The 18,921-nt window shown below is 41.2% G+C and carries 19 protein-coding genes and 1 other annotated feature; of the genes, 2 read left to right on the top strand and 17 right to left on the bottom strand.

The features are described 5' to 3' along the window. The first annotated feature begins 136 nt into the window (after positions 1 to 136). A complete protein-coding gene (locus DTOX_RS05290) occupies positions 137 to 2,365 on the top strand; it encodes an FtsK/SpoIIIE family DNA translocase (RefSeq protein ID WP_015756702.1) in 2,229 nt (742 codons plus the stop codon). Between the two features lie 440 nt (positions 2,366 to 2,805). On the opposite strand, the gene DTOX_RS05285 is transcribed toward DTOX_RS05290, so the two are convergent. From DTOX_RS05285 to pstC, 7 genes are all read right to left on the bottom strand, one after another. Continuing rightward, on the bottom strand, positions 2,806 to 3,336 hold the full coding sequence (locus DTOX_RS05285) for a hypothetical protein (RefSeq protein WP_042315437.1): 531 nt from the start codon (positions 3,334 to 3,336) through the stop codon (positions 2,806 to 2,808). 78 nt (positions 3,337 to 3,414) lie between these two features. Continuing rightward, complete coding sequence (locus DTOX_RS05280; protein WP_157862859.1) at positions 3,415 to 3,681, bottom strand: hypothetical protein; 267 nt, start codon at positions 3,679 to 3,681, stop codon at positions 3,415 to 3,417. A gap of 132 nt (positions 3,682 to 3,813) precedes the next feature. After that, positions 3,814 to 4,506: a hypothetical protein gene (locus DTOX_RS05275; RefSeq protein WP_015756700.1), complete on the bottom strand. Its 693-nt coding sequence runs from the start codon at positions 4,504 to 4,506 to the stop codon at positions 3,814 to 3,816. 57 nt (positions 4,507 to 4,563) lie between these two features. Beyond that, positions 4,564 to 5,196 (bottom strand): class I SAM-dependent methyltransferase, encoded by a 633-nt coding sequence (locus tag DTOX_RS05270; protein WP_015756699.1) that lies wholly within the window; start codon positions 5,194 to 5,196, stop codon positions 4,564 to 4,566. Between the two features lie 333 nt (positions 5,197 to 5,529). Beyond that, positions 5,530 to 5,838 carry an STAS domain-containing protein gene (locus tag DTOX_RS05265; RefSeq protein ID WP_042315434.1) on the bottom strand — a complete coding sequence of 103 codons (309 nt, stop codon included), beginning with the start codon at positions 5,836 to 5,838 and terminating at the stop codon, positions 5,530 to 5,532. 123 nt (positions 5,839 to 5,961) lie between these two features. Next, positions 5,962 to 6,810 carry a phosphate ABC transporter permease PstA gene (gene pstA, locus DTOX_RS05260; protein WP_015756696.1) on the bottom strand — a complete coding sequence of 283 codons (849 nt, stop codon included), beginning with the start codon at positions 6,808 to 6,810 and terminating at the stop codon, positions 5,962 to 5,964. Between the two features lie 3 nt (positions 6,811 to 6,813). Then, positions 6,814 to 7,668: a phosphate ABC transporter permease subunit PstC gene (gene pstC, locus DTOX_RS05255; RefSeq protein ID WP_015756695.1), complete on the bottom strand. Its 855-nt coding sequence runs from the start codon at positions 7,666 to 7,668 to the stop codon at positions 6,814 to 6,816. Between the two features lie 225 nt (positions 7,669 to 7,893). Between pstC and DTOX_RS05250 the strand changes: the two genes are divergently transcribed. After that, entirely contained in the window at positions 7,894 to 9,087 is a 1,194-nt protein-coding gene (locus tag DTOX_RS05250) for a CapA family protein (protein ID WP_015756694.1), read from the top strand. Here DTOX_RS05250 and DTOX_RS05245 read toward each other — a convergent pair whose 3' ends face one another. The 10 genes from DTOX_RS05245 to DTOX_RS05200 form a co-directional block, all read right to left on the bottom strand. Then, the gene (locus DTOX_RS05245) at positions 9,088 to 10,233 is read right to left on the bottom strand and encodes a glycosyltransferase family 4 protein (RefSeq protein ID WP_015756693.1); all 1,146 of its coding nucleotides are present in this window, start codon (positions 10,231 to 10,233) and stop codon (positions 9,088 to 9,090) included. Positions 10,234 to 10,243: 10 nt separating this feature from the next. Then, positions 10,244 to 11,239, bottom strand: a complete 996-nt coding sequence (locus DTOX_RS05240; protein WP_015756692.1) for a CotS family spore coat protein — start codon at positions 11,237 to 11,239, stop codon at positions 10,244 to 10,246. Positions 11,240 to 11,287: 48 nt separating this feature from the next. Beyond that, positions 11,288 to 12,283 (bottom strand): CotS family spore coat protein, encoded by a 996-nt coding sequence (locus tag DTOX_RS05235; RefSeq protein ID WP_015756691.1) that lies wholly within the window; start codon positions 12,281 to 12,283, stop codon positions 11,288 to 11,290. Positions 12,284 to 12,495: 212 nt separating this feature from the next. Then, positions 12,496 to 15,279, bottom strand: coding sequence for an isoleucine--tRNA ligase (gene ileS, locus DTOX_RS05230; RefSeq protein WP_015756690.1), 2,784 nt, complete (start codon positions 15,277 to 15,279; stop codon positions 12,496 to 12,498). Positions 15,280 to 15,339: 60 nt separating this feature from the next. Further along, positions 15,340 to 15,567: a binding site (T-box leader), on the bottom strand. A gap of 46 nt (positions 15,568 to 15,613) precedes the next feature. Beyond that, on the bottom strand, positions 15,614 to 15,910 hold the full coding sequence (locus DTOX_RS05225; RefSeq protein WP_015756689.1) for a DUF167 domain-containing protein: 297 nt from the start codon (positions 15,908 to 15,910) through the stop codon (positions 15,614 to 15,616). Position 15,911: 1 nt separating this feature from the next. Then, positions 15,912 to 16,532 carry a DivIVA domain-containing protein gene (locus tag DTOX_RS05220; RefSeq protein WP_015756688.1) on the bottom strand — a complete coding sequence of 207 codons (621 nt, stop codon included), beginning with the start codon at positions 16,530 to 16,532 and terminating at the stop codon, positions 15,912 to 15,914. Between the two features lie 19 nt (positions 16,533 to 16,551). Then, positions 16,552 to 17,355, bottom strand: coding sequence for a YlmH family RNA-binding protein (locus DTOX_RS05215; RefSeq protein ID WP_015756687.1), 804 nt, complete (start codon positions 17,353 to 17,355; stop codon positions 16,552 to 16,554). 1 nt (position 17,356) lies between these two features. After that, on the bottom strand, positions 17,357 to 17,620 hold the full coding sequence (locus DTOX_RS05210; RefSeq protein ID WP_015756686.1) for a YggT family protein: 264 nt from the start codon (positions 17,618 to 17,620) through the stop codon (positions 17,357 to 17,359). Positions 17,621 to 17,641: 21 nt separating this feature from the next. Further along, positions 17,642 to 18,460 (bottom strand): pyrroline-5-carboxylate reductase, encoded by an 819-nt coding sequence (gene proC / locus DTOX_RS05205; RefSeq protein WP_015756685.1) that lies wholly within the window; start codon positions 18,458 to 18,460, stop codon positions 17,642 to 17,644. Continuing rightward, a complete protein-coding gene (locus DTOX_RS05200; protein WP_015756684.1) occupies positions 18,460 to 18,915 on the bottom strand; it encodes a cell division protein SepF in 456 nt (151 codons plus the stop codon). Before DTOX_RS05200 ends, proC begins: the two co-directional genes overlap by 1 nt. Positions 18,916 to 18,921: the final 6 nt, after the last annotated feature.

Genomic DNA, 18,921 nt, shown 5'->3' with positions numbered 1-18,921 from the left:
GGGCAATTTGCTTTTACAGACAAATAAGAAAAGCATTCGATTTTTTACTGCAAAATATATACGTTTAACAAATAGTATAGTATAATTTGCCATAGTTAATACTATTAATCAGTTATTATTTAGTGAGGTAAACCATATGTCCAAAAGAAAGGTTCGCCGCAAAGAAAATACACAAAAAGCCAGCCTCTTCTATGAAATATCGGGTATATTTTTAATTGCTCTGGCCATTTTTAGCCTGGTCAGTTTGTATTGGACAGAAGTAGGTGCTGTGGGTAAATTAACCGAACAAGCACTTTCCCTGATTGCAGGGGACGGTAAATATTTAATTCCACCTGTGTTGGCATTCATAGGAATAAATTTAATGGTTAAGGGCAGAGAAACTTCTTTTCTCAATTTACGCACAGTCGGTATTATCATTATATTATTGACAATTTTGAGTTTTTTACACCTGAAAGTTCCACTGGCCACATGTTTTGAACAGGCACTGCAAGGAAACGGCGGTGGTCTGCTGGGTGCCGCTTTAAGCTATTTAATGAAGTTAAGTTTCGGTAAAATAGGTGGTTGCATTTTCCTCACTGCTGCCATGCTAATAGGCTTTTTGTTATTAACCGGAAAATCTTTTTTAACTGCGCTGACCACGATTAAAGATATCTGTATTAATTCATACAAAACATTGGCAGGTTTACTTTTCAACTTTTTATTTACTGAGGTAGAAAACCGGTCTGAGTCCAAAACAGAAAAATCTCAAGAAGCACCGGCTCCACTAATTCCAGTTTTTGATTGTGATGAGCGAATTGAACCTGATTTAATTGACCCGAACAACAAGAAAGAAATTATTAAGCTAAAGAAAAGCGAAACACAGGCAAAAACTGCTGCTGCCGAAAAACAAATGGAAGAGGCTGAAGCCTTTTCCGTAAATTCAGCTGAAAACCATAATTTTCAGCTGCCCCCGGTTTCACTCTTGAACAAACCATTGCGTGCTAAAAACGCCCGCAGCAGCCAGGAAATAGCTGATAATATTCTGATTTTGGAAGAAACGCTGGAGAGCTTTGGCATTAAGGCCAAAGTCGTTCAAGTAGCGCGCGGACCTGCTATCACTCGATATGAGCTGCAGCCGCCACCAGGCATTAAAGTCAGTCGCATCGTAGGCTTGGCCGATGATATTGCACTAAAAATGGCTGCGCCCGATGTACGAATCGAAGCCCCTATTCCAGGCAAAGCAGCTATAGGCATTGAAGTGCCTAATAAAGAGATTACCCCGGTACTGCTTAGCGATTTAATAGATACACCGGAGTTTGAACAGGCTGCATCAAAATTAACAGTTGTGCTGGGCAAAGACATAGCCGGCACAACAATTTATACAGATCTGGCTAAAATGCCTCACTTGCTGATTGCCGGATCTACTGGCTCGGGAAAAAGCGTCTGCTTAAACAGTTTAATTTTAAGCACTTTATTTAAGGCTTCTCCCGATGAAGTTAAACTATTAATGATTGATCCCAAGATGGTAGAACTAAATAACTACAACGGCATCCCACATCTCGTTTCACCGGTTATTACTGATGCTAAAAAATCAGCAACCTCCCTGCGCTGGGCAGTTAAGGAAATGGAAAATCGCTATAAAATGTTTGCCGAAGCAGGGGTAAGAGACATTTATCGTTATAACGAGCATGCATCTAAAGATGAGGCGGAGAATATAAAGCCTCTGCCTCTGGTGGTTATTATTATCGATGAGTTAGCTGATTTAATGATGGTAGCCCCCCATGATGTAGAAGATGCCATCTGCCGCCTGGCCCAGATGGCCAGAGCCGCAGGCATGCACCTGGTTGTAGCTACGCAGCGGCCCTCCGTGGATGTTATTACAGGTTTAATTAAAGCTAATATCCCGTCCAGAATATCTTTTGCTGTATCCTCCCAAACCGACTCACGCACCATCTTGGATATGGGAGGTGCGGAAAAGTTACTGGGTAAGGGTGATATGCTTTTTTACCCGGTGGGAGCCAGCAAACCCAAGCGAGTACAAGGAACTTTCCTGTCCGATATAGAAGTGGAAAAAGTCGTAGAATTTCTTAAAAAGCAGGCTCAACCTGTTTACAACGAAAAAGTGGTTGAAGAACTGCCTGCTGCAGAAGAGTCAACGGTGCAGGAAGATGACGAATTACTGGCGGAAGCTGTTAAAATATTAATCGAAAATGGAAACGCCTCTATTTCCATGCTGCAAAGACGATTACATATAGGTTACGCCCGGGCTGCCCGTTTAATAGATATTATGGAGCAAAGAGGCATTGTCGGAGGCTATGAAGGAAGCAAGCCCAGAGCTATTTTAATGACCCTGGACCAGTATTACCGCCATTTTCAAGCCAACTGAAGCAAAATCAAAGGAACCGGTCAAAGTTATATTTAATCCTTTAAAAATGTTAAATTCTTAAAAACCCGTACCACTGTTATTAAAGGTGGAACGGGTTTAATTTATTATAATTGTATTTTGCTTGAAACAAAAGATCTTCATTTTCCGGAGTTCAGATTTCATTAATACAGAATATTTTCAATAATAATGCACAAATATTTTTTTAATGCAATATTATATATTATCCTACAAAGTAGGCAAATTATCCTAATAGGAGAGATTTTATGCAAATAAAACACAAAGACGCCAGCGCAACCTTAGTTTCGGAAGTGGGAATCTCTGAAATGCTAATGGAGCAGGGTCCGGTTGTAATTTCATCTATTGATAAGAATAAAAACTCAAAGAACAACAAAAAACATAAGAAATCCGAATGCTGCAAGGATTCTGGAAAAAATAAAGAATCAAAATGCCATAAGGATTCCTGCAAAAAGAAAGATAAGTGCTCTGAGGATTCTCACAAGCACGAGGATTGCAAGTGTTCTAAAGATTCCCACAAGCACAAGGATTCCAAGTGTTCTAAAGACTCCGGCAAACACAAGGATTCCAAGTGTTCTAAGGACTCCGGCAAGCACAAGGATTCCAAGTGCTCTAAAGACTCCGGCAAGCACAAGGATTCCAAGTGTTCTAAAGACTCCGGCAAGCACAAGGATTCCAAGTGTTCTAAAGACTCCGGCAAGCACAAGGATTCCAAGTGCTCTAAAGACTCCGGCAAGCACAAGGATTCCAAGTGCTCTAATGATTCCCACAAGCACAAGGATTCCAAGTGCTCTAATGATTCCCACAAGCACAAGGATTCCAAGTGCTCTAAAGACTCCGGCAAACACAAGGATTCCAAGTGTTCTAAAGACTCCGGCAAACACAAGGATTCCAAGTGCTCTAATGATTCCCACAAGCACAAGGATTCCAAGTGCTCTAATGATTCCCACAAGCATAAAGAGTCAAAGTGCTCTAATGATTCCCACAAGCACAAGGATTCCAAGTGCTCTAATGATTCCCACAAGCATAAAGAGTCAAAGTGCTCTAATGACTCCCACAAGCACAAGGATTCCAAGTGCTCTAATGATTCCCACAAAAAGAAAAAATCTTACAGAAAGGAATGCATATATTATAGCGATTCCTGCAAACACAACAAGTGCAGATATTATAAGAATTACTGCCAGTATACAGACTGCAAGTATTATGTAGATCACGGTTATCATAAAAATCAGAAAAAATTCCAAGATCCCTGCAAATACAAGGACTCTAGCTACTCTCAAGGAACTCATAAACATTCCCACAAACATGAGAACTCCATATGCTTTGAGGACCCCTGTAAGCAAAAGTATTCAAAATGCGTTAAAGGCTACTTTAGACGTTAAAGATTATTTATTGCAAAGCTTAGGCAAGTTTATCAAGCGCTATACTGATATTTAATAACAATTATTTTTTTTAAATAAATTGCTAAAATCCAGCAATGCAGCAAGCAACCGGCAGAAGTCTGCCGGTTTTTCATATGGGCGACGATACCTCCGATTTATCTCCAATTGTATAGCCGGGATATCAGTATTTTCACAAACAAATCTGGTCACCGTATGCTGCTTGGCTGCAGGAAAATAATCTCTCGATAAATCACTTACACCATAAAAGTTCAAGCAATTCTCCAGATACAGCAAAAGCTCAGGCTTATCCTTAAGAGAGCGTCCTTGTAGGGTTCCGCTGTCTACAGCAAAAGCATGTTTCTCTGCGGCACCGTGCAAATCCAAAACCAGTTCCACGTTATTTTTCTTCAGAATATTCAGTAAAAAGTTTTTATATTTACATTCCCTATCATAATTGGGATCTCCACCGTAATTTCTTCTGTTTACCAAAACTCCGCAGCCACTCAGGTAATTGAGCAAAACAGCCATGGTACCGGTAAAAGTATCGGATGGTTTGGCCTTACCAAGCCTCACATGTCTAACTGCATGGGGTGCAGATAATAGGATCGGCAGTGTACCGGGTAAATACAGAAAGGCTTCCCCCACTTGGGCCGGGAAATTACCTAAAACATAAAAACCGGCACATTCCAGTTTACTGGCATAATCAGGTATATCCCGTTCAAGCAAATCCTCCACCAGACCCAAAACTTATACCCCCTAAAGCAGTTTCTATAAATATATTATGCTATAAAAAACGTAATTTTATCGACTCAATAAATGAACCGAGATATTATAATAGGGAAAAAACGGATCATCTATTTCCACAGGTATTTGCATTCTGTTCTCCTGAAAATCTTCATTGACTATATAGTCTATAAATTCATAAGTAGGCAGGCGACCAGGATGGGAAAATAACAACTTTCCTTCCGGCAACAAATTTTTCTTAATAATGTCCAGAATATGACTATTCAATTTGGGATCATACAAAACATCTGAACCAATAATCCAATCAAATTGTTTTTCCAATGCAAAACTTCTCCAATCGCCTAAAAAACTTTCTGCATCCTTAATACCGTTTAAAATCAAATTTTCCTGAGTCAAATTAAGCGCTTGTTCATTATAATCAGTTACCGTAAGTTTTGCACCCTTTAAAGCTGCAACAACTCCGCTCAGTCCCACCCCGGCACCTAACTCTAACACCTGTTTATCAGTAAAATTTATATACTCCCAAATATACTGGGCCATACCTCTGGCTGCTGGCCATATATCAGCCCAAAGAGGGACCTTATCCTCATCATCCGGGTCCGTAATTATAGCTTCAATGTCTTTAATCACCCGGACTGTCAGGACGTGACCATTCAATCTGACAATTTCATCCTTTCTTTCAATTAACAAATTTATTTACCCCTCTCCAATAGATTGTTCTGAATTGCTTAAATTTTCTGTCATTAGAAATTAAAAAAAATGCTCTCTGTCTAAAATTGTAGCTTTAATTTTAACCTATCAGGAAAAAAAAATAAAGCCACTTTAACCGACCTTTAAATAATTATTACAAAACTTTATTGCTTGTTCTTGTGAACACAAGAACAGGTAAAAATAAAAAAAACCTATAACTGGATAGGGTTTTAGTCATTGCTGTATATAATTCTATATTAGTTGATAAATTTCTTATTTCAGGTTTACTTAATCCGGGCAGAAAGCAATTATACATAAAACCCCTCCTAAGGTTTAACCAACTTTACTTAAAAGATTCTTACTCAACCAAACCTTGGCACCTAATTGGTAAAATTTACTCATTACCTTATCCGACATCTTGGTAATAGCAAAGTGCTTGCCTTTTTTTATTAAATTACCGGCTAAAGCCATTAACTCTTTGGCACCATTATCATCTATCAATTCCAAATCTTTTAGATTAAGGATAATCCGATTATGAGTCATCGAATAATTCTCCAGAAAATCTCTCAATGTTCGAAAGTGGTGATTAATAATAATACCCTTAACCACAACTTCCTCATTTTCTTCCGTTACTTTTACCATATAAACACCTTCCTCTCTTATAATAATTGTATCAATCATTAGCGAATAATTAAATTAGCATTTATTTTAACCAAAATTAAAACAACTGTAAAGTATAAAAATGTACCAGTAGTGTGAATTATTTTAATTAGATTCCCTTGTATTTTTGATCAGCATTTTTTGTATAACAAAACTAATTAGGAAATTAGTAACAAAAACAATAATCATTAATACTGCAGCAGTGGCATAAGCCTTTTCAAAAGAGATGCCCTCAAAGGCCAGCAAATACAAATGCAAAGAAAGCGTTCTAACCGGATCGAAAACGGATTGAGGTACCTGCAGGGAACTACCGGCAGTCATAAGAACTGCCGCTGTTTCCCCGACAGATCTTCCGATACCAAGTATTATACCGGTTAATATTCCCGGCAGCGCGTTTGGCAATACCACCAAACGAATAGTTTGCCACTTCGTAGCACCCAGCGCCAGACTCCCTTCTCGATAAGCATCAGGTACTGTTTTAATTGATTCCTCTGTCGTTCTCATAATAGTGGGTAAAATCATCATGGCTAAAGTTAGGCCGCCGGATAACACGCTCCAGCCAAGCTTTAAATAAATTACAAGGAAGGTAAAACCAAATAAGCCAAAAACAATTGACGGTATGGCTGCCAAAGTATTAACCGCATATCTGATTACGCCTACCCAAATTCCCATTCTTGAGTATTCCGCCAGGTGAACAGCAGCAAACACTCCGACCGGTGCAGCAACCAACACTGCAATAAGAACAACATAGACTGTTCCCACAATAGCTGGAAAAACTCCTCCGTCCCTTCCCATATTTCTAGGGGTTTGGGTTAAAAACTCCCAGCTAAGACCACTCACTCCATGATAAAAAATATGAAAAATTATTGCGCTTAGAACACCCAGTGTTAACAATACTGAGATAAACAATAACAGCCTGGCTATTTTTTCCTGAATATATACGGGCCTGCGCATATATTATTTGCCCCCTGCCTTACCTGGAATTAAAGAAATCATAGTGTTCAAAAACATAATTATAATTATAAGTATAATGCCGGTAGCAAATAAAGCCTTGGCATGATCCCCGGCAGCGTAACCCATTTCAATAGCTATATTGCCTGTTAGTGTTCGCACCATACCCAAAGGCGAACCCGGTATAGCCGTAGCATTGCCGGCTACCAGTATAACAGCCATAGTCTCTCCGACAGCTCTGCCCATACCTAACACCACAGCCGCAATTATTCCTGGTCTAGCCGTAGGCAGTACAACTTTATAGATAGTCTGCCAGAGACCGGCCCCTAATGCACACGAGCCTTCGCGGTACTCTCTGGGAACGGCACGAATAGCATCCTCCGAAACATTGATAACTGTCGGCAATATCATCATGCCCAGCACAAAAGAAGCCGCCAGCATACTCAAACCGCGCCCTCCCAAATAATTCATAATCAGCGGCACAATAACAACCAGACCGTAAAATCCATAGACTACCGATGGGATACCGGCCAACAATTCAATCAAAGGCCGAACAGCTTTAGAAAACCAATTAGGAGCAATTTCCGCCATGTAAATTGCACAACCTATACTTATCGGTACACCCAGCAGCAAGGCTCCCAGAGTAACGTAAAAAGATCCAAGAATCATGGACAATAAACCAAACTCATTTTTAGTGGGATGCCAGGTATTGTTGAAGATAAAATGAGTCAAACCGTATTTTTGTAAGACAGGCAAACCTTCTCCAAAAATGAAAAATAGTATTAAAAAAATAATAAATATGCCGGTAACGGCACTCAGTAAAAAAATTTTTTGAACTAATCTCTCATGCAGTCGATTCATTCTTCCCCCCACTTTATACTAATAAAACAATTCAATTAACCCAATATTAAGGTTAAATGAATTTTACCAGATAATTTTTAAACTATGCAAGAGTTTATGTTATGATTAAGTTAACTTATTTTTTACTTATAAAGGAATCAGACTGCATTACGTGGAAATATATTATTAACTGGCATAACGGTTACTATGTTATACTTATCAATGATTAATAGTGAGGTGAAATAATTGAAAATAAAGCTGCTGGTATTTTTTGTTATATTAATTGCATCAATTATATTTTTTCCTATTTCACTACATATATTTAACACTGATAATATTTCAGTACTAACTGAACAAAAAAACGCTGCTATAAATAATACTGTAACGGTTAAATTAACTTCTATCGGCGATTTCTTAATGCATTTGCCTATTATTAAATCTGCCTATGACAACAATACAAAAGCTTATAACTTTCAACCTGTTTTTGCACCGGTAGAAGAATACTTGCAGGACTCTGACCTGACCATTGGGAATTTAGAAACTAGACTGGCGGGTCCGGAAAAAGGATATTCGGGCTACCCTCTCTTCAACTGCCCGGCGGATTTAGCTGTAGATTTGAAGAAGCTCGGTATAGACATTATTACTCTGGCCAACAACCATTGCCTGGACATGGGTTGGAATGGTCTTATAACCACCATGAATAACCTGGAACAGGCTGGCATGCAATATATCGGCAACGCGCGCAGCCCTGAGGAAAGAGATAACTTATTAATTAAAGACATCAAAGGCATAAAACTAGGTTTTCTGAACTATACCGAAACAACTAACGGCTTGCCCGTTCCGGAGGGTAAGGACTTTGGCGTAAACTTGATTAATTTGGACATTATAAAAAAAGATATCGCCAGTCTGATAAGCAACCGAGCAGACATAGTTATCGTATACTTGCACTTCGGAACTGAATACAAGCGTTACCCCACAGAAAATCAAAAAAAATTGGCCCGGCAAGTTTTTGATGCCGGAGCCGACATCATCCTGGGAGATCACGTGCATGTGCTGCAGCCGATGGAAAGGGAAGGAGAAAAGTTCATTATATATTCGCTGGGCAACTTCATTTCCAACCAGCGCTGGCAGTATTCTGACTCGGGTATAATTTTAAACCTCACCTTTGAAAAGAATCTTGAGCAAAATAAAACCCATCTCAAAAATATAGATTACATCCCTGTTTGGGTGGATACTTATCCTGCCGCCGGTATGCTGCGCTACAGGGTTCTTGCGGTAGAAAAAGCTATAGCCGATTATCAAAACGGCAACGATCCTTTATTAACAGCTGAAGATTATACCAGATTGAAGGAAGTCTGGGAAGAAACAACTACACTTATGAGCAGGCCAGAACAAAATATTATGCCTGTTATGCTGCTAAAAAACCCTGAACGGGCGTAATTACATCTCCTCGTACAGTTTTAAAACATCTTCAGCCACCCGGGAATAACCAAAGCGAGCTTCTGCCAGGCACCTGCCGTTTAGTCCTAACTCTCTGGCCAGCTCCGGCCTCTTCAATAAAAAATTAATCGCTGCCGCAAATTGCTCGGGACTATCATAATCCGACAGCACTAAACCGTTTCGGTAACCTTTGACAACTTCCGGATTGCCGCCCCGGTTGGTGGTAATAACAGGCAACCCGGCTGCCATTGCTTCATAATGAACTCTGGCCAGGGGTTCTTCCCATTGAGATGCACAGACAAAGATGTCCCCGCAGGCATAGTACTTATGAATATCCGCCGGAGGAACAAAGCCGGTAAAAACAATATGACCCTGAATTTTCTTAGCCAAACTGTAAATGTAGGAAACATAATCATCAACCCGGTCCGTGCCATACCACTTGCTGCCAACTACCAGCAATACAGTCTGTCTGTTCTCTTTAATAACTTCTTCCATAGCCTGCAGCACCAGATGTGAACCTTTCTTGGGTGAAAAACGGCTTACGTATAGAATTATTCTGGCATTATTTATACCATATTCACTTTTAATCCGCTTTCTTATTTCTTGAGCCGCCGGTGACCAAACAGGCTGATACTGCTGCAAGTTAACACCTGAGTAAATTGTACGGATTTTTCCTTCTGCCTGGGGATATTTTTTTAAAATACCCCTTTGTATAAAATCACTTATTGTAACAATAGCACTAACCTGCTCAATACACTCTTTGGCATCGTTCTTTGAAATCTTCTTACTGGCAAACATTTCATTATGCACACTGATTATATATTTACTGTCAGGTGCTGACTGCCAGTACTTTTTTATTGGCCTTGGCCTGTTAAATACATGCACAATATCGTAATTAAACTCTGCCAGCAAGCGAGTTACCAAATTAAAATACTCATCCTTACTTCTGGCCGGCAACCTAATATAGGTAACCCCATCAACAATCTCATAGTTTTTTAAGGACAGGTCACTGATGCAATATACAGTAATCTCATGCTTTTCGCGTAAATAAGGTAATATACCTTCAATGTACTGTTGAATAGCCCCTCCCCGGACAGGCGGCACGGGTAATTTCTCACTTGATATTAAAGCAATGCGCAAAATCAATCACCGTCTCTCAAATTAGGCCGGACAGAACAATATCTTTTTCCAGCTCAACATTGATCATACTCTCTAACTTTTTGATATATTTTTCTTTTGACCAATCCTGTGCACGTTTAAAATAATACTTGGTAACAATACCATAAAACAGATGTGGAAACAGCAAATCAGTTAAGACAACACGCCACTCACTTTCAGTTATTTGATTATACTTGTTGTAGAGTTGGTAAATATTATTAAGCAGTATCTTGTCGAGAGACTTTTTCTTCATCAGCTTATTAATTAACTTACGAATATCCCTGGCCGGTATATCCAGAGTAAGAGAATCATAATCGAATATATAAACTTTACCCTCATGCCAACGCAGGTTTTTCGGAGAAAAATCCTGGTGGCAGAAACATGTATTCACGCCCAGTCGGTTAACCCATTCCTTGTAACAGGATGCTTTAAGCTGCTTTTCCATTCGGACAATTTTGTCAATAAAGTGATTAATGTATTTAAACACCTGTCGGGAAAATTTATCAAACATTATATGGCATTTTTCATCCCTTATCTGTGTTAAGATTATCCTCTTCTTTGCGTAGTCATCCTGCCATTTGCCCAGATGCGAACGCATATGCTCTTCAGGACTTAATTGAAAACCTTTCCCTCCCCGGTGAAAGCAAGCCATAGACTCCAGTATAGCATCAAGATCACGGTTAAATTCAGGCTGCCTGCCGCTCAACCAGCGGTATAAAATAAAACCGGACTGATCTGCAGTAACAGAGAGACTGCCCTTCAAGGATGGAATTAACGGGGCAAGATTAACACCCGAGCGCCCCAAATGATCAACTGCACGGGCCAACCAGGACGTTCTCGAAGGTGAACCGGGCATCTTTTTTAAGACAGCATAACCATTACTAGTCTCAATCTTCCAGACTGATTTCTTACCTTTATCACTTAAAAGGCTGCACTTCGCATTATCCAAACCGTACTCGGCCAGCACTTGTCTTAACGATTTGACATCACTCATTATTTTCACCCCGCAATTTGCTGTCGCAACAAGCAGCGAAAGCTGCTTTTAGAGCAATTTTTTCAAAAATGCCGCTTTTTGCTGCTCCCATGAGGAAACTAAAGCCAATTTATTGGCACTGGATTCTTTGCCCTTATGAAAAGGATTTTTAGCGGTATTATGAAATTCATGCGGGAAAAGCAAATCGATTAATAAAATCCTTCGCTGCTCTTCTGTAAAAGGATTTTCAGCTTCATACCAGGTCAAGATCTTTCGCCAGGTATCTTCGTGCCAACCTTTTCTCAGCAGCATAACCTTGAATATCAGCTTTCTCAAATCGCGGACCGGCAGGTCATAAGCGACACCGTCTAAATCTAAAACCACCAACTGCTTGCCGGTCCACAAGGTATTGCTTTCACCATAATCCTGATGACATAGAGTTTTTCTTAATTGAAGTTCATTCACCCATTGGCTGTAACCTGATTTTTCAAGCAGCTCCAATGCCTTATCGGCCAAGCTGATAAAAAAGTCGGCCTGTTCCAAATAAATACGCCCTAATTTATTCCGGGATTTACCTCTCGCTGTTTCTTTCCACCTAATCAATCTATCACGCATAGAACTGTATTGGTGCGGCCACCTGCCCAGTTTACTTGAGATTAATATTTCAGAGCCAGCAGTATAACCGGCAGAAGCCAGGTGAAACCTGGCCAGTCCTTTAACCAGGAGTTTCAAGTCCCTTTTCTTTTCAAACTTAAGCTGCCTGCCCGCCAACCACTTATATAAAACAAAGGTCTGACCTTTATATTTCGTACAACTGCTCCCGTGGATATTATCAACAATATCAGGCAGATTAGCTCCTTTTTCCAGCATATATTTCTGTGCGTTGACAGAAAAAAGACATTTTTCAATATCATATCTCATTCTCTTAAGACAATATAAACCACTGGAATCATATAGCTTCCAAACCGTCTTAATGCTGCCGTACTGAAATAATTCCACTACAGAAGGCTTAATGTCATAGTCTAAAATCACCTGTTTAGCTATTTCGAGCAAATTTTCCTGCATTATACAAACCCTCCTGTTTGATAACACCACACCCTCATATTAATCTATTACTGGAGGTTTAAATTTGTTAAAAAATGAAGATAACTTTATTAACTCATAATTGAGTCCGCTCTCGGACATAATAGCTTTAACAGGGTGAGGCAATTGCCATTGTGCCCGATTACATAAGAACCCCTTCTCAGATGAGAAGGGGTTCTTAATGCTAAAGATATTTATTTTTTCAAAACTCCGGCACATCTCGGACAAAGAGAAGGGTGCTCCAAGTCATTTCCAACAGCAATATGATACATCCAGCATCTCTCACACTTGCCCCCCGGAGCCCTGCTCACAGCTACATGCAAACCTGAAACAATTTCCGAGCCAACAGCATGGACAGGCACTTCCGAGCCGGCATTGCTCAAACGAGCAACAGATACAATAAATATAGCGGCTAAATCATCTTTTAAGGGTTCTAAAAAATCATGTAACTCTTTTTCGCAATAAAGGTCAACCTGTGCCTCCAGGGAGTTGCCAATAACTTTTTCCTGGCGCGCGCCCTCTAAAATACGGATGACTTCGTTACGCACTGCCATGATGCGCTGCCATTTATCCTCTAATTCCAGATCTAAATAAGCTTCATTTACTACGGGCATATCCGCCAGTTGAACACTCTCAGGCCTGCTCTCCACTCTGGGCATGTGTTTCCAGATTTCCTCACTGGTAAAGGCCAGTACAGGAGTAAGAAGTCTGACCAGAGCATCCAGTATGAGATAAAGGACTGTCTGAGCGGCCCTTCGGTCCGGCGATTCAGCAGGAGATGTGTACAGGCGGTCTTTGATAATATCCAGGTAGCGATTGCTCATATCCACCGTGCAGAAATTATGGATAGCATGGTAGACAACATGGAACTCGTAATCATGATAAGCATTCAACACCTTCTCGATCAGCCGGTGCAGCTTAAGCAGGGCCCAGCGGTCCAGCTCAACCATTTTTTCATAAGCCACCTGGTCCGCAGACGGGTCAAAGTCATAAATATTACTTAATAAGAAACGACAGGTATTTCTGATTTTACGGTAAGCCTCACTGAGCTGTTTTAAAATGTTTTGTGATACAGCCAGGTCGCTCTTATAGTCCGCTGAACTAACCCAGAGCCTTAAAATATCCGCTCCCAGCTGCTGGATAACTTTAAGAGGATCGACCACGTTGCCCAGTGATTTGGACATTTTACGTCCTTTTTCGTCCACCAAAAAACCGTGAGTCAATACAGCCCGGTAAGGTGCCCGGCCTGTTACAGCCACAGAAGTTGACAGGGAAGAGTTAAACCAACCCCTGTGCTGGTCACTGCCTTCCAAATAAAGATCCGCCGGCCAACTCAATTCGGGCCAAACTGTTTTCTCATCCAATACAGCCAGGTGACTGGAACCGGAATCAAACCATACATCCATAATATCGGTTTCTTTAGTAAAATCAGCGGCTGAACACTCTGGACAGGCAATGTCCGGGGGAAGCAAATCAGCGGTTTGCCTGGCAAACCAAACATCAGAACCGTGCTCTTTGAACAGCCCCTGTAGGTGCTTAATTGTCCGGTCATTAATCAAAGCTTTACCGCACTTGCTGCAATAGAAAATAGGAATGGGCACACCCCAGGTACGCTGTCGTGAAATACACCAATCTCCCCGGTTCTCTACCATACCGTAAATTCTCTCTTCGCCCCAGGCAGGAACCCACTGAACCTTCCTAATTTCCTCCAATGCCTGGCGCCGAAAACCTTCAATAGAAGCAAACCACTGCTCAGTAGCCCGAAAGAAAATTGAACTCTTGCAGCGCCAGCAATGAGGGTACTGGTGATCGATTTCAGCCTGAAACAGCAAATGACCTCTCTCAGTAAGCGCATCCAGAACGCTTTGATTAGCCTTGAGATAAAACTGGCCGCTGAAAATACCACCCTCGTCAGTAAAGACTCCTTTTCCATTAACAGGCGAAATGACCGGCAAACCATATTTTTTTGCTGCTTCAAAGTCTTCCTGACCGTGTCCCGGTGCTGTATGGACGCAACCTGTACCTTGCTCCAAGGTTACGTGTTCACCCAAGATAACCAGTGAATCTCTATCCAGCAAAGGATGTCGGCATACCACTCTCTCCAGTTCAGCACCGGCAAACTCCTGTAACACAGTCCCTTGAGCACCTAGCAATTCTAAAAAAGAAGCCAGTAATTCTTTAGCTACTATATATTTTACTTCCCCTATCTGCACCAACACGTAGAAATATTCGGGGTGCAGGGAAATTGCCACGTTACCGGGAATAGTCCATGGCGTGGTTGTCCAGATAACCAGATAGGTATTCTCGGAGGGAAATAACCCCTTGCTGTCCGCTACCGGAAAGCGCACATAAATAGACGGGGATTTTTTATCCTGATATTCAACCTCTGCCTCAGCCAATGCCGTTTCACAGGAGGCGCACCAATAAACCGGCTTAAGACCTTTATAAATATACCCCCGTTTGGCCATTTCACCGAACACGCCAATCTGTCTGGCCTCAAAATGAGGCATCAAGGTTACATAAGAACGATCCCAATCAGCCCTGACACCCAGGCGAATAAACTCTTCCTTTTGAATTCCAACGAATTTAAGAGCATACTCCTTGCATTTATTGCGAAAAACTACCGTATCCACTTCATGCCTGTTAATGCCCAGAGCTTTAATCGCCTGCTGCTCGATAGGCAAACCATGTGTATCCCAGCCCGGCACATAGGGAGCATCATAACCTGTCATCGACTTATATTTAACAATAATATCTTTTAAGATTTTATTTAATGTGTGTCCCAGGTGAATATCACCATTGGCATAAGGGGGACCGTCATGCAGTATAAATTTGGGTTTGCCCTCATTCTTTTCCTGTACCGCCCGGTAGATGTTTTTCTCTGTCCAGTACTTCAGAATTTCCGGTTCCCTGTTGGGTAGATTTGCTCGCATGGGAAAATCAGTCTGGGGCAAATTAATTGTCTTTCCGTAATCCAATTATGACCACCTCTTCTTATCAATAAAAATAGCCTGTAAAAATGAAAAAACCGCCCCCCGGAAAGGGACGGGAAAATACCCGCGGTACCACCCTAATAATCAAAGCCTACCGGCAACTGACCGCTCCACGAGTCTGTAACGGGACTAACCGACCCTACCTACACCCATTTATGGCTTCAGTAAGTATCTCCCAGGTGATATTCAATAAGCTTCAGTATCCGGTTTCCACCAACCCGGACTCTCTAAAACATTTTAGACTTATTTACTCGTCCTGATCATCGAAATAATATTACCTTGTTCAATGTTGCTAGTATAAACAATAAACAGTTAAAAGTCAATTCTTATAGAGTCCCAGGCGCTGCAAAACACTCTCCGCCGTTATACCGGAAACCCTGACCAGTTTATTGCGTCCTGTCTGGCCGGTCACTAAATCCACCTGCGCTCGCGTTACACCCAGATGTTTAGCCAGAAAATCACACAAAGCCCTATTGGCCTCACCCTCAACCGGCGGAGCTGTAAGACGAATTTTTACAGCGTCTTCCCAGAGACCCGCAACCTGATCTTTCGAAGCCCTCGGCTGCACCCGAACCTTAAAAACCACACCGTTTTGAACTGAGCGGATGTCCAACATCTTATATCACCTGCTGTTCTTCCTGAGCAGCATTGTCAATTCTCAGCTTATTAAATTCCAACGTATACTCTAACTCAACAGTTGAATTCTCTTCAGCCGGCAATTCAGAGTTTTTCAGAGGTTCCTCTTCCAGCATCTGCAGTTGCAGTTCTAAAAAGGAGCGAAATCTAATTTTAAAAAATTTGATTTGATTTGATAAATCTTCATATTCCTTCATAGCTTCTTTTACTCTAACCTCAGCCTCATTAATCATTTGCGATGCTTTCTTCTCCGCAGCTTGAAGAATTTGTTCAGACTTTCTGTCCGCCTCAGATGATTTTCTCTCTGCTTCCAGTTTGGACTCCTGGAGCATGACCTGTACTTCCTTTTCAGTATTACTCTTTAGCTCTTCGGCATTTTTTTGTGCCATAATTAGAGTTTCTTTGATTACATCTTCTAACTCTTTGTACCTAACTATACCATTTTTATATTTTTCAATTTGTTCTTTCAAATCCAGGTTGGCAGAATATACCTCTTCATAGTCTTTGGCTAACTGATCCAAAAACATGTCTACTTCCTGTTCATTATACCCTCGAAAACCACGACGAAACTCTTTTTTATGTATGTCCAGTGGGGTTAGCATGATTGCCACCTCCAACACTTTATAAATATTTACGCAAAACAACCACTAGCCTGCCCTTTTTTGTTTTCCCGCCAACCTCGTATATTTCCAGCCTGCCCCTCCCACGGGCTGAAATAATATCCTTTTCCTTAACAGGTCGTGATAAATCAGAACAGGACTGCCAGTTTAAATTTATCTTTTCCGCCGTTATCTCTCTGGCAATTTTGGATCTGGACGTACCAAAACCCTCGCCACAGATAACATCAAAGCGTAAGGAGGGTACCGTAGTGCGTATTTCCTTAAACTTTTTCTCAGGCAAAATTAGATCCTGCTCTTTTATTCTTTTAACACTAACCCGAACACGTCCTATTTTAACCAAATTAGCTGCAATAAAATCGCTTATTTCCTCCGCCACTATTAACTGTGCAGCGTTTTCCAAAACAATTATGTCACCCAATTTCTCTCTTTTAATGCCAAGACCCAGCAAAGCACCCAGGTAATCACGGTGAGTAACTTCAATCGTTTTGAAATTTCCCTCAGCCAGCAAGCAGCCAGTAAGTGAAGGCCATTCTCCCTTGTAATGCTCAGGGACAAGCAGCATTCTCTTTCTCTCCGCCTCTTCATAACCACCCCAGAGCAAAATTTTCAAATCCATATTTTCTATCATAGCAGCAATCAGATTCATTCGGTGCGGGTCATAAAAATCAGTAACCTGCAGGCGGCAATTGTTCTTCACCTTATCGCACAAATCAAATATACGAGCTAACAGAACCTTTTCTTCCGGGTCCCGAATACGGTCAAGCATCTTCCTGCGATCAAGCATGTATTCACCGTCGATTTTCAAACTAGTAAATTCCCATTAGCCTGATCAGCATAACAAACAATTGCCTTATTAAGCTAAGGGCAAAAAACGCCGCTATAGGTGAAATATCAATTACACCTATAGGTGGTATGATACGTCTGAATAACGCCAAATAAGGTTCTGTCATCTCATAGATAAAACGGATAACCGGTTGATAAGGATTATGTTTAATCCAAGAAAGAATGATACGAACAAACAACATAACAGTGTAAACCTCAAAAACCACATCTACCAAAGTTCTGATCATATATGCACCTCTTGATTTATTTTACCTGCCTGATAATTCCCGCGATCGAACCGTTGCCGCTTCCACTGCTTTCATTAAGGCTGTGCGCACTCCCGCTTCTTCCAATGCGAACAGGCCCGCAGCAGTAGTTCCTCCCGGAGTGGTTACACGCTCCTTTAAAACAGCCGCATGTTCACCTGTCTCAATTAGCATGCCTGCCGCACCAATCATGGTCTGAGCAGACAAAAGTGTGGCCGTGTCGCGTGGCAAACCCATACGCACACCGGCATCACTTAAAGCTTCCAGGATTAAATACATGTAAGCCGGGCCACTGCCGCTTAGTCCCGTGACAATGTCCAGCAAATTTTCCGCCAGCATAACAGCCTTGCCGACAGCCTTAAATATAGCCAAAGTTTTTTCAGAAGCTATTTCATCAGCATATTTTCCCGCTGCCACAGCACTCATCCCCGAGCCGATTAACGCGGGAGTGTTCGGCATCACCCTCACTACCGGAACAGGCGCGTCAAGCAATTCTTCCAGATAAGCTGTTTTTAAACCGGCCGCTATAGATATTAATAATTTACCCGGCTTGAATATATCCTTAACCTCCGACAGTATTTTATCCACCACAAAAGGCTTAACTGCCAGAATAATGATATCTGAAAAATTTACTAATTCACGGTTATCCTTCAAAACAACAACCGAATATTTTTTCTGCAAACAGCTTAAACGAGCCTGGTTCGGATCGCTTGCGGCAATTTGGCTGCACGGCAGTAATTCCTGCTTGACTATACCGGCAATCAACGCTTCAGCCATAGCTCCGCCGCCAAGAAAACCAAGCTTAGAACCGGTTATTTTCACTACCTGGCCTCCCTTGTATCATTGCGCATCCAATTTAAAAAACCTTTTTCCTTTTGTTGTTCTCTTATCTCGGCAGTTATATCCACATTACTTGGCACAAAAACAAAAATGCCGTTGCTTACTTTCTGCATATTTCCATTTAAAGCATAGGTTGTCCCAAACATAAAATCTACTACACGTTTGGCCAATTCAACATCAGCATTTTCTAAATTAACAATAACTGAGCGGCGGTTTTTTAAATGATCCGCAACACCCTGAACTTCGTCATAGCAACGAGGCTCCACTACAACCACATGCGACTGCTTTTGAGTATGCAAACTAACCACAGATCCTCTTTTACTGCTTCTGCTAACAGGCACTTCTTCTATTATTTGTTCTTCATGATGTTTTTCATCCTCATAAGGAACTTCTTCAAAACCCATGAAACCTAACACCTTATCCACTATTTTAGCCACATTTTA

The sequence above is a fragment of the Desulfofarcimen acetoxidans DSM 771 genome, from assembly GCF_000024205.1.
GTDB lineage: Bacteria > Bacillota > Desulfotomaculia > Desulfotomaculales > Desulfofarciminaceae > Desulfofarcimen > Desulfofarcimen acetoxidans.
This window is presented reverse-complemented; position numbering and strand designations above follow the sequence as displayed.

What these genes read in the sequence shown, in the direction of transcription:
- DTOX_RS05210 (WP_015756686.1), bottom strand. Translation starts at nt 17,620, where the DNA reads ATGATCAGAACTTTGGTAGATGTGGTTTTTGAGGTTTACACTGTTATG.
- DTOX_RS05285 (WP_042315437.1), bottom strand. Translation starts at nt 3,336, where the DNA reads ATGCTTGTGGGAATCATTAGAGCACTTGGAATCCTTGTGCTTGTGGGA.
- pstA (WP_015756696.1), bottom strand. Translation starts at nt 6,810, where the DNA reads ATGCGCAGGCCCGTATATATTCAGGAAAAAATAGCCAGGCTGTTATTG.
- DTOX_RS05220 (WP_015756688.1), bottom strand. Translation starts at nt 16,532, where the DNA reads ATGCTAACCCCACTGGACATACATAAAAAAGAGTTTCGTCGTGGTTTT.
- DTOX_RS05225 (WP_015756689.1), bottom strand. Translation starts at nt 15,910, where the DNA reads ATGTTGGACATCCGCTCAGTTCAAAACGGTGTGGTTTTTAAGGTTCGG.
- DTOX_RS05235 (WP_015756691.1), bottom strand. Translation starts at nt 12,283, where the DNA reads ATGCAGGAAAATTTGCTCGAAATAGCTAAACAGGTGATTTTAGACTAT.
- pstC (WP_015756695.1), bottom strand. Translation starts at nt 7,668, where the DNA reads ATGAATCGACTGCATGAGAGATTAGTTCAAAAAATTTTTTTACTGAGT.
- DTOX_RS05290 (WP_015756702.1), top strand. Translation starts at nt 137, where the DNA reads ATGTCCAAAAGAAAGGTTCGCCGCAAAGAAAATACACAAAAAGCCAGC.
- DTOX_RS05265 (WP_042315434.1), bottom strand. Translation starts at nt 5,838, where the DNA reads ATGGTAAAAGTAACGGAAGAAAATGAGGAAGTTGTGGTTAAGGGTATT.
- DTOX_RS05240 (WP_015756692.1), bottom strand. Translation starts at nt 11,239, where the DNA reads ATGAGTGATGTCAAATCGTTAAGACAAGTGCTGGCCGAGTACGGTTTG.